Genomic DNA, 10,248 nt, shown 5'->3' with positions numbered 1-10,248 from the left:
ATGCAAGTCACCTACGACCGCCCCCGCCCGACACCGATCCATGTCCGTACACCCGGCACCGATCAGCCCCTCTCACTGAGCCTCGAGATCAGCGATTACGGCGAATGCCCCGACGTCCTCCTCGCCTACGGCACACCCGCCCTCGCTGCTGAGAACACCACCGTGGAACACGACAGAACCGGGTAGTCGCGGTGGACCCGGCGGGTGACGCATCCGAAGTGCCTCACCGCCGGTACCTCCGCGCGGGGAACGGCGGGCACCAGCCCCGCGCCCTACTCTCGGCCGCGCCTCGCCGGGTCCGAGGCAACACAGCACGTGAGAATTCCGTCAGGCGCCGGTGGCGGCGAGATATTCATCGAGTTCTCGTACTACCGGCGCGTCCGGTGCGACCGTTTTGAGAGCCAGGCGGGTTGTTTGGACCTCGGTCGCGAGACGGGGTGATCCGTACGCCGTTGCGACCGCGCTGGTGACGCGGGTGATACGTGCGGACTCCTCGATCTCCCCGGCCTGGCACAGTGCCGCGGCGAGCCCGATATCGGCGAATCCTCGCGAGAGGGCGTAGGCCGGGTCGATGAGGTCGACACACTGCCGCGCCGCGGTGACCGCTGGCTGTCGATCACCCAGTTTCACGAGGCATTCCGAGCGGAAGCCGTGGTGTATCGCCGGATCGAACACATAGGCCGGCAGAGTCGCCTCTGCGCTGTCGATGAGGTCGTTGGCCTCATCCAATGCGCTACGGCACTGGCGGGCGTCGCCTCGTTCGGCGTGGGCCTCAGCAGCCATGTCCAAGGCGTAGGCGGTGAGCAGTCGGTCTCGGGATTGGGTGGCCCACCAGTGGGCGGCTGCGGCGTGGTCGACTCCGAGCCCGGGGTGTCCCTCGCGGGTCGCAGCGAGGGAGGCGTTGCACAGTACGAGCGCGGTCAGCGCCGGGTCGGCGGCGGCGTCGGCCGCTGTGCGTGCGACTTCGTAGTGGGCGGCGGCTGCGCGCGTGTCGCCAGAGTCGTATGCCTGCCAGCCGATCACTCGCGCCAGCGAGGCGCGGACGGCGTGGAGGCGGGGTTTGAGTTTGGAGGAACAGTCCGGGAGCAGGGTTTCGACAAGTTCGGCCTGTCCGCGCCGGATCGCGGCCACAGCGCGAGGGCCGAAAGACTCGTACTGCTGGGCGGTGACCTCGCAGACGGCTTCGAGTTGTTCGATGGCGGCTTGGTCGACCTTGCCGCCGAGGGCGTATCCGAGGCGGCTTCGTGATGCTTCGTCGAGTCCGGCCAGCACGGCAGCGGCGGGCAGCGTCCCGGCCGCGCCGAGGAAGGCCAGCAGTTCACGTCGGTTCATATCGATCCACGCCTTCAGGTCGAGGGGAAGCTGGTGCAGGCCGACCGCCGCCGAGAAGGCGGGATCGACTGCGAACTGATGAGCGGTATGGGCGTCGAAGGCGGTCAGTAGCGCTCCACCGGCTCGGACTGCCGCGTCGATGGCGATCCAGAACCGGCGCCCGGGTACCGCCCGACCGGCTTCGACATGCGCGATATAGGAGCGGTCGACCCGGCATCGCTTGGCCACGACGGCCCTGGGCAGTCCCGCGTAGCGGGCGAGCCTGAGCCAGCATCGCACCCAACGTCGGTCGTCCTGTCTCGAGCATGTCCCCACCCAGCTCTCAACCTTGCCCTGTGTTTTTCGTCCACGATAGGCCGATGGCCCGAGCCGAGGGTGAATGCGAGTCGGTTGCGTGCAGCTTCATCGAGCCCGGCCAGCGCGGTGGCAGTTGGCCGTCGTGACTGCGGAGACGTTCTGGTCGAGGTGCGAGAGCGATGCTGTACCCGGTATCGGGAGGACTACCGGCGATTGCTCCAACAGCCATCGAAGTGACTGAGCTGCGGCTTTGTCGGTGTCGATTCGATGAGCTACCAGCGCTCCGGCGGCGAGTGGAGCATAGGGCACATAGGCGATTCGGTTCGTGGTGCAGTAGTCGAGGACTTCGTCATTGGGTTCACTGCGGTTGAACCGGTTCTGTACTGCGGCGACCGGAGCGGTCTTGCGAGCGGCTTCGATTTGTTCGACGGTCACTTTGGATAGACCGATGTGGCGGATCTTGCCTTGTTGGCGCAGGGTGTCCAGGGCGCCAACTTGGTCTTCGAGTGGGACGTAGGGGTCTATGCGGTGCAGGTAGTAGAGGGCGATGCAGTTGAGGTGCAGGCGTCGTAGGCTCATCTCCACGCATTGGCGTAGGTATTCGGGCCGACCGACTGGGGTCCAGAGGTTTGGTCCTTGCCTGGTCATGCCGCCTTTGGTAGCGATGACAAGGTCATCTGGGTAAGGGTGCAACGCGCTATGGATCAGGTGCTCGGCGACATGCGGGCCGTAAGCGTCGGCGGTGTCGATGTGGTTGATTTCGAGTTCGATAGCACGTCGTAGAATGCGCTCGGCACCAGCTTCGTCAGTGGGGTAACCCCAGTGACCGGGGCCGGTGAGTTGCATGGTCCCGTAGCCGATTCGGTTGACCGACAAATCGCCGCCGATCGCAAATTGGCCACTCGCTGCCGCACACGGGGTGTTCACCGCTGTCACCGGCTTTCTTGCCGCGGCACGAGTTGAGGTGACTGCTCGGCGTGGAGCTGCGGCTCAACCCTGTGGTCTTTTTCGATCCCATCGAGATGCCCCTTGATGATGGCCATCACTTCTATGAGTGCTCGATCGTGACTGTTGGCGGGCAAGGTGTCGTGGTCGATTCCGAGTCGCTCGCTGACCTTTGCGATTTGCCGGTCAACGAGCGCGCGGAAGGTGAGGTCGGTGCCGCGGGGTTTACTCAGGTCCAGTGGAATTGTCGGGTCAAGCACCGTGCGCAGAATGAGGTCGTAGTTGCGAACGTGTCCTGTGACCATCGCTTCGAGCTGACACATGTTCGCTGGATTCGATTGCTGGCCGCGGTATTCGAGCGCGGCTTCGTAGTATCCGAGCGCGTCGGACACTGGTCGGTCGACTAGGACCACGTCGGCGCGTGTCCATGTCTCCGCTTCCAGTGACATACCCCGGGCGATGATCCACAGGGTGGATACCCAGTTGTGCTGGTCGAGGATGGGGAGTCCTCGTTCGGCGGCCTCCGCACCGAGGTCGGCGACGATAGCGACGTCGATGCGGTCACGGCGCAGTCGTTCGGCGAGACGCTGAAGGAAGGTGCTCTTGCCGGTCGAGTGTGTGCCGGTCACAGCGATGGTGACCGGGCGTGCGAAGTCGGCGCTCACCACAACCGTCCCTGTGGTTCTCTCGGTGCCACGAATTCGGCCGGTGCAGCTGCCTGCACGATCTCGTCCCAGTCGTATCCGCTGTCGTCTACGAGTCGAGCCAGGAGTTGCCAGGCCGCCCATGTGTCCCATCCGGCGCGGTGGTGTCCATGGCCGGTGATCGCAGTGGTGTCCAGGCTCGCGTGTGTGACGAGTTTGTCCAGACTGTAGCCGGGCAGGCCGGGCCAGACGGCCTTGGCAAACCGCAGAGTGTCGAGCACCAGCGGCGGGGCCCATTCAGGAAGGTGTTCAGACAGGACACGTCGCTCAAGGTTGGCGTTGTGCGCGACAAGAATTCGACCGGTCACTGCGGCCTCGACCTGGCCAGCGACCTCGGCCCAGATCGGGCAGTCAGCGACGTCGGTGTTGGTGATGCCGTGGACCTTGCGGGTCACGATGGGCGTGATCGGTCGTTGAGGTCGGATCAGCCAAGACTGCATTCCCTCGACATCGACTGTCTGGCGGGAGATCGCGAGGACTGCAATCTCGATGATCTCGGGTGGGGTCTGTCCGTTTCCTTCAACGTCGACAACGGCGAAGTCCCTGCCGTGCAATGCATTCGGAACGATCATTGTGCTGCCTCCTGGTCGGTCCAGCCGATGTCGGCGCGTCCGTGCCGACCGACATGGTGTGGGCGCTCGCGGTCGTTGACCTGATATCCGAGATTGTGCTGGAGGAAGTTCCGTCGCCCTTCGGGCAGCCCCTCCACGATCACCGCCCTTTCGGTGATTTCCAGCATCCGCCCGCCCAGGCGCTCGACCCAAGCTGAAGTCGGCTCCCGATCTGGACGACGCCAATCCGCAGCACACCGCAGGATCTGTGCGCGCGGACAGATATCGCACAATTCACGTACGCCGTAGTGGCCGTTGTAGTCGGCGACCTGGTGTACGTAGGTGACCCCGCATGAAGTTTTACGGAACAGTGGAGATCCGAATTCGCTACGGTGGGCGAGAATCCGCTTTTCAAGTCGTTCGGGGAATATCTTACGCGATGGCCCTTGGTCGTATAGTTCAGGTAGGCCGTTAGCTTTGTAGTACTCGCGGATCTGATCTTTGAAGAACAGACCGGTGAACACGGTGGCGTGCGCGTGGTGGGACAGATCGCGGGCTCGTTCGAGGTGGTCATCGGAATCGTTGAGTCCCGGAACTATGGGCCGCCAGTACAGGATGACCCGATAGTTCTCGGCATGCTCAAAGGCAATCCGCAGGGATGTGGCCGCGATATCGCAGTCGACCGGCTCGATACGAGAGTCGTTGATTCCGGAGTGAGTGATTAGGATAGTCAGGCGAATATTGCTGAAGCTGTTCAGGATGGCACAGTCTTCAGGCTCTATCCGCCAGCGGGTGATAACCAAGACATGGTTGGTGATGCCCTGCTCATCGAGCAGCCGCAGCATCTCGAGAGTGTGCGGCTTCACCGCGGGCAGCATCGGGTCCGTGGCCCGGTTCAGGAGCTGGATTGGAGTCACGTTGGGTCGGAAGTGCTTGTCGTGCAGAAGCATTCGCGCCGCCGTCGGCTCGTCCGTCAGCCGCCGGGGAACCTTCATCTCGTAGTTACCGAATGTGTGGCGCACACAGTAGGTGCAGTCAAGTGGGCAGCCGACGATCCAGTTCAGGCTCAGCCCGCTTTTTCGGTAGTCGATCACCCGTTGCAGGCGCGGGTCGAGCGCGGCTTGGTGGTCGGTTGACAAGATCGGCAACGGCCGTCGTGCGAATGGTTGAACCTTCGACTCGGCGATGATCGGATCTCGAGGATTGCTCATCTCAACGTCTTTCGTGTGAAGCGAGATCGACTGCGCTTCGACCTGTTGCCGCGATGTGATGGCCGCTTGGTCGACAGCCGGGGCCAGGATGGACAGCCAACGGCCCCGTCGATCTCGGTCTTCGCGCAAGTAGTCGCAGGATCTCAATCGGCCGGTGGGCGTCGGACTCCTGCATCGATTTCAACAGGAGGACTCTTCGGGATATAGCGGCCACTGGGCAGCCAGGACGCGTCAGCGACGGTCTGCACACCGGTGCCGCATATTCTGACTGGCATGACGATTGACGCGGTGTTCTTCGATGTCGGCGAGGTGTTGGTTGACGAAACCCGGGAGTACGGGACCTGGGCAGACTGGCTGGGGGTTCCCCGACACACGTTCTCAGCCGCCTTCGGTGCCGTAATCGCACAAGGCAAGGACTACCGTGAAACCTTCCAGATCTTTCGCCCGGGCTTCGATCTTGCTACCGAGCGGGAGCGTCGAGCCGCGGCCGGCCAACCGGAGTGGTTTGGAGAGGAAGACCTGTATCCAGACGTTCGCCCCTGCCTATCAGAACTTCGCGCACAGGGCCTGAAGGTCGGCATCGCGGGCAATCAGACCACGCGAGCCGAAGGCATCCTCCGAGACTTGCGCCTGCCGACCGATGTACTCGGTACCTCTGACAGTTGGGGTGCCAGCAAGCCTTCGTTGTCGTTCTTCGAGCGCCTCATCGCTGAGGCGAGAGTTCCAGCCGAAAACATTCTCTACGTCGGAGACCGCATAGATAACGATCTCCGACCTGCGATCGAACTCGGCATCAACGCTGCTGTGATCCGCCGTGGGCCGTGGGGACACATTCTTCGTGACGAGACTGCCCAGGAGATCTTGGGGCAGGACATCGAGCGTCTCAGCCTCTTCCATCTCAACAGCCTGTCCGAGCTGCCCGACCTTGTGCGCAAATACAACGAGCAACAAGCCTGATCAGGAGTTGGTGGCTGGCAGGGCGAGTTCGTTCGCCCGCTGAGCGAGTTCCGCACCACCGCGTGTACCACTGAGGGCTCGCTGAACCGCCGGGATACGCTCGTACGCAGTTCGATAGAAGTTGGATTCAAGTTCAGCACACGCTTGCTGCGCGATCGTCCCGGCGTGGTCAGCGTTGGAGACTGCGTGCGCTGCGGCCAGGTCGAACAAGAGGACGCTGCGTTGCTTGTCCGCCTTTTGATCGATCTGCACTAAAGCTTTTTCGAGCCAACGGACAGCCGAGTCATGCTGTCCAGCGAGGAGTGCGACGTTCCCCGCGAACCCAGCCAGACGTGTTTCATCGAAGAAGTCCAGACGTTCGGAGTCCACACCGCCAGTACCCAGAGAGTCCTCGGCCTGCCGAATCCTCTCGGTTGCAGATGACGCCGAATCGGTTCTAGCATCAATTTCAGCGGAAACGCAGTGCAACCACGCACGCAGAAGGGGGCCGCTGTCGTATCTGGCATGTGCCGTGGCTACGTCGAGGAGTTGCTTCGCGGCGACGGCATTCCCAGCAAATCCCGGAAGGAACGCGTGGTGAGCCGCGATCATAGCCGCCAAGTAATGATCACCACACTGTGCAACGGCTGATCCAGCGTAACTGAAGCAGCGCTCGGCCAGCGGGGCATGGCCGAGATCGAAGAAGGCCAGTCGCGCTGACAGCAGCGCGGTCTCCGCAACAGCCGCTGCGAGTTCATTGCCATCATTCAGCGACTCAGGTGATGCCGCGAGCAATTGAGTACCGAGCCGGAGGTGACCAAGCACCGCATCGAGCAAAACCGCCGGTTCACTGGCCCAGTACATTTCACGCTGGATGGCGGCAATCCTACGGTAAGCGGCGACCGCTTGGGGGTCGCGCTGCTTACCCGTCTGATGCCAGACCGCATCAGCTTCGCCCACTATTGCGGACGCAGCAACCGGTGACACGCCCGCTGCCAGAAGAGCAGTCAAGAACTGCTTCCGTCCGAAGCCAGCTCCCTTGTCAGCCATCATCAACCTCCTCAATTCATCGAGCATCTCAGATCCCGGCCGGTCAGGTTCGTCCGGGCGCATGGCTAGCTCGTCTGGAGTGAGTAGCCCGAGATCTGCGGCGGGAAGTCCGAACACCAGTACGAGGTGTTTACGAAATCGAGGTTCCGGCCAGCGCTCTCCGGACTCCCACCGCCGTGCTGTATCCGCAGTCAGTCCGGTGTCAGTTTCGCCGTGTGTCTTCATACTCAACGAAATCTGCCGAACCATCTCTTCTCTGCTCCACCCCTTCTGTAGCCGCTGCCAGGCCAGCCGCTTATTCGGCGGATAACGCCGCTTACCAACCGTGCTCATAAGCCCCACTCCTCGGAATGCGATCGGATCAGCACCGAAAACGACATTGCCAGCTGCGCGCCTACAACGCCAGACCAGCCGGGGGGTGGCTGCGCATCGGCGGTGCTATGGCGGGTACTTTCCGTCCACGGGGACCGGTGTTGTGGAACGTGAATCCGTTCATCGACACCGAAGGACCTGAGTCATGCTCATCCCCGCTTCCCAATTGATCACGAACCAGCTCTCGCGGCGCAATCTGCGGCTGCGAGGTTGCCCACTCTGCCGATCCGCGAAGCGACATGGGTGCTGACGATCGTGGAGATCGTTGGCGTGATCGCCTGTTCGACGACATACCGCCGAGAGTGCGACGTGAAGAGGCTGCCGCGACTGGGGCAGCAACGGTGAGCGTCGAGTTGGTCGCGGTCTCGGCTGCGGGGGCTGTAGCGTCCGGCGACGGGGCGAGGCGAGGCCATCAGCAGGTCAGTGGAACATGCTGAGACGACCCAACCCGGAATCAGAGATGACCAGCACCGACACAGGGCATCGCGCTCGTAGCGTCGGTCAGGATTACTGGGTCGTCAGCTATTTGCCTGGTCGGACGTTATCTACAGTCCAGGCGCGGGCCGCGCTGCGGGTAGCCGAGGAGTTGGACGCCCTGCGCGGCTATGCGGCAGCGCTGGGTTTGACGGTGCTCGAACTCGTCGGGCTGGCCATGATGGACTGCTCCGGGCAACGGGCGGAATCGTACGGTGATGCCGCGCAGGCCCTCTCGCGATTGGGGCGAGGGCAGTGACCGGCGAGCAGACCGTGGCCTCGGCTGCGGCGGTCGCGGCGTTCAGCGCGGGAGCTGCACGAGGCCACGAGGCCGCCGCCCTCGAGCTGGCAGAGCTGGATACCGCTCTGGACGCGGCGGCATGGCGCATGGTCGAGGCTCGGGCGGTAGTGCGGTGATGTTCGAGAGATGTCACAGTGCGCGGGAGGTCGCCGAGGTTTACCGGCGGCGCGGGTTCATCGTGTCGTGCGCGTTCGATCGCGTGTTCCTGGTCGCGTCGCTGAGGTTGGGTGCGGTGGTGATGCCCGCGCCGCTGGGTGGGCGGGTGCGGAAGGCACTGCTCGACACGAACAAGTTCGAGTCGGTGCCGGTCCTGACCCATGCCCGACCGGATCGGGAGTGGGTGTTCGTGGTCGGTCCGGCCTGGGGTGCCGGATTGTCGACGCCGACCGTGGCGAGCCTGGAGGCGCACGGGGTGCGAGTCCTCGACGCTCGGCAACGGATCTGGTTGCCGATGACCGATCACCCGACCGGCTGGCATTGGATCTCAGAGCCGGTCAACGCCACATCGATCCCCTCGCGCACCACCGTGGCGTGCCGCGCCCGCGACCTCCTCGCCCCAACTCGGTCGTCGCGGGCGCGGAGGTGAGTGATGGCCTCCACCCCAGACGAGGTTGTGCGGATTCTGCCGTCGGGGGAGTCGCTGCTCTCGGCTATCCGTGGCCATCACGTCGACGCACACCGGCTGACACGGTTCGCCGCCGAGTTCGGGAGGCTGTATCAAGGCCCTCCGGCGTGGTTGGGGTGCGGGTGTCGGTGCGGCAGGGACGAACTCGTTCTCGCTGTCGATTCGTGGGCGGCCATGCATCTGCCGGTGCCGCGTTCGGGGGCGCGGTTGCACACCGAGACTCTCGGCGCGGTCATCGACCGCCTCGCCCGTAGCCAGGTGCGCGCCTATCGCCTGTTGATGACTGTGGATGTATCCGACCCGCAGGTACACGCGGCCTGGTATCGGCTGGCGGAGCTGGTGGATGGCTACACCGATCTCGCCGACGGGCTGACTCAGCGGTCGGTGCGGCTGCCCGCGCTCGGAGACGGTTGCTGATGAGACCTGTGCTGCCGGGCAAGGACGAACTGCTGATGGCCTGCCGGGGCTTTCCGCTGCCCGCCGACGACCCGGTGCTGAGCGCGGCTGCCGAACTGGCCGTGCTGCATCAGCGGCGTGAACAGACAGCGTGGGCGGCGCTGGCGGTGATCGACGCGCACCGTTCCTGGTTGATGAACACCATCAACACCTGGGTTCAGGTGGTGATCCCGCAACCGGTCCCGGGCGCGCGGGTGCATACCGAGGCGATTGGCCAGGTCATCGACCGTATCGCCCAGTTGACCGCCCACACCTACACCGCGCTGGCGGGCGCTTCCGAAGAGGTGTTCTGGGAATCAGCGGAAGTGGTCGAGGACCTCGCCGTCGCCTACGCCGACCTGGTCGAAGAGCTCCTCGCCGGTACCCGCCGCTTACCGATGACCACGACCTCGGTGTAGCGCACCAGACGTATTCACACCTTCCCCCACATGCACACGGGCTTCGGCTCGAAGTCGCCCCTGCCGCCACCACCCAACCCCGATGAAGGGAGCAACAACACCGTGTCCGCGAATCCGGATCTTCGTGACCGCCCCGATCCGCTGCCGAGTATGGATCGGCTACTGCGGGTGTGGGACGGGGTGGAGAAATCGACATCATCTCTGGAACACGCCACCCGCGTGTTCCTCACGGTGTGGATTATCCAGTTCGAGGGGATCGACGTGCGCACCGTCGAGGACTGGAGCTTCGCCGACCATCAGGCAGCCGTGCGCGAGAAGGCCGTGGTGCTCGCGCGAGCCATCGATGACGAGGTGACCTGGCATCTGGGAAACCGCCCGGAGCTGGTCACGCTGATCGATGACGATGCCGACGCGCCCACCGTGGGCGAGCTGCTCGGCCAGATCACGATGTATGCGGCCCTGTTCGACAAATGGCCTCCCGGCCACGACCAGATCCCGTTCGGTCCCACGTTCATGGTGCTCGGCCGCCTCTACGACGCGCTCGTCACGAACTTGATGACCGGGAGCGCCCGCCAGCCTCGCCGCCGCTGCCACGG

The 10,248-nt window shown here is 63.8% G+C and carries 14 protein-coding genes; 8 read left to right on the top strand and 6 right to left on the bottom strand.

Annotated elements, in window-relative coordinates:
• The coding region (locus HOV91_RS39625) for a hypothetical protein (RefSeq protein ID WP_217441542.1) at positions 1 to 186 on the top strand (186 nt) is incomplete at its 5' end.
• A gap of 141 nt (positions 187 to 327) precedes the next feature.
• Here HOV91_RS39625 and HOV91_RS37065 read toward each other — a convergent pair.
• The 5 genes from HOV91_RS37065 to HOV91_RS37045 all read right to left on the bottom strand — a co-directional run bounded on the left by HOV91_RS37065 (position 328) and on the right by HOV91_RS37045 (position 5,169).
• Positions 328 to 1,611, bottom strand: coding sequence for a helix-turn-helix domain-containing protein (locus tag HOV91_RS37065; protein ID WP_174189872.1), 1,284 nt, complete (start codon positions 1,609 to 1,611; stop codon positions 328 to 330).
• A 123-nt stretch (positions 1,612 to 1,734) separates the two neighbouring features.
• The gene (locus HOV91_RS37060; RefSeq protein WP_312884927.1) at positions 1,735 to 2,565 is read right to left on the bottom strand and encodes an aldo/keto reductase; all 831 of its coding nucleotides are present in this window, start codon (positions 2,563 to 2,565) and stop codon (positions 1,735 to 1,737) included.
• Positions 2,562 to 3,239 carry an AAA family ATPase gene (locus HOV91_RS37055; protein ID WP_174189871.1) on the bottom strand — a complete coding sequence of 226 codons (678 nt, stop codon included), beginning with the start codon at positions 3,237 to 3,239 and terminating at the stop codon, positions 2,562 to 2,564. Before HOV91_RS37055 ends, HOV91_RS37060 begins: the two co-directional genes overlap by 4 nt.
• Complete coding sequence (locus HOV91_RS37050; RefSeq protein ID WP_174189870.1) at positions 3,236 to 3,850, bottom strand: 3'-5' exonuclease; 615 nt, start codon at positions 3,848 to 3,850, stop codon at positions 3,236 to 3,238. The genes HOV91_RS37055 and HOV91_RS37050 overlap by 4 nt, the downstream gene beginning before the upstream one ends.
• Positions 3,847 to 5,169, bottom strand: coding sequence for a radical SAM protein (locus HOV91_RS37045; protein WP_246351493.1), 1,323 nt, complete (start codon positions 5,167 to 5,169; stop codon positions 3,847 to 3,849). The genes HOV91_RS37050 and HOV91_RS37045 overlap by 4 nt, the downstream gene beginning before the upstream one ends.
• A 144-nt stretch (positions 5,170 to 5,313) precedes the next feature.
• Between HOV91_RS37045 and HOV91_RS37040 the strand changes: the two genes are divergently transcribed.
• The gene (locus tag HOV91_RS37040; RefSeq protein ID WP_174189869.1) at positions 5,314 to 5,997 is read left to right on the top strand and encodes an HAD family hydrolase; all 684 of its coding nucleotides are present in this window, start codon (positions 5,314 to 5,316) and stop codon (positions 5,995 to 5,997) included.
• Here the strand turns inward: HOV91_RS37040 and HOV91_RS37035 are convergent, their stop codons facing one another.
• A complete protein-coding gene (locus tag HOV91_RS37035) occupies positions 5,998 to 7,359 on the bottom strand; it encodes an NsdA family TPR-like regulatory protein (RefSeq protein WP_174189868.1) in 1,362 nt (453 codons plus the stop codon).
• A gap of 499 nt (positions 7,360 to 7,858) precedes the next feature.
• On the opposite strand from HOV91_RS37035, the gene HOV91_RS37030 reads away from it, so the two are divergent.
• From HOV91_RS37030 to HOV91_RS37005, 6 genes are all read left to right on the top strand, one after another.
• Positions 7,859 to 8,131 carry a hypothetical protein gene (locus HOV91_RS37030; protein WP_174189867.1) on the top strand — a complete coding sequence of 91 codons (273 nt, stop codon included), beginning with the start codon at positions 7,859 to 7,861 and terminating at the stop codon, positions 8,129 to 8,131.
• On the top strand, positions 8,128 to 8,289 hold the full coding sequence (locus HOV91_RS37025; RefSeq protein WP_174189866.1) for a hypothetical protein: 162 nt from the start codon (positions 8,128 to 8,130) through the stop codon (positions 8,287 to 8,289). The genes HOV91_RS37030 and HOV91_RS37025 overlap by 4 nt, the downstream gene beginning before the upstream one ends.
• Positions 8,289 to 8,759: a hypothetical protein gene (locus HOV91_RS37020; protein WP_174189865.1), complete on the top strand. Its 471-nt coding sequence runs from the start codon at positions 8,289 to 8,291 to the stop codon at positions 8,757 to 8,759. The genes HOV91_RS37025 and HOV91_RS37020 overlap by 1 nt, the downstream gene beginning before the upstream one ends.
• Positions 8,760 to 8,762: 3 nt before the next feature.
• A complete protein-coding gene (locus tag HOV91_RS37015) occupies positions 8,763 to 9,215 on the top strand; it encodes a DUF4254 domain-containing protein (RefSeq protein WP_174189864.1) in 453 nt (150 codons plus the stop codon).
• On the top strand, positions 9,215 to 9,652 hold the full coding sequence (locus HOV91_RS37010; RefSeq protein WP_174189863.1) for a hypothetical protein: 438 nt from the start codon (positions 9,215 to 9,217) through the stop codon (positions 9,650 to 9,652). The genes HOV91_RS37015 and HOV91_RS37010 overlap by 1 nt, the downstream gene beginning before the upstream one ends.
• A 102-nt stretch (positions 9,653 to 9,754) precedes the next feature.
• Positions 9,755 to 10,248: hypothetical protein (locus HOV91_RS37005; RefSeq protein WP_174189862.1), on the top strand; the 494-nt coding region annotated here is incomplete at its 3' end.

The organism is Nocardia barduliensis, from assembly GCF_013315795.1.
GTDB lineage: Bacteria > Actinomycetota > Actinomycetes > Mycobacteriales > Mycobacteriaceae > Nocardia > Nocardia barduliensis.
The sequence above is the reverse complement of the archived record's forward strand: the minus strand, read 5'-3'. Positions and strand labels throughout refer to the sequence as shown.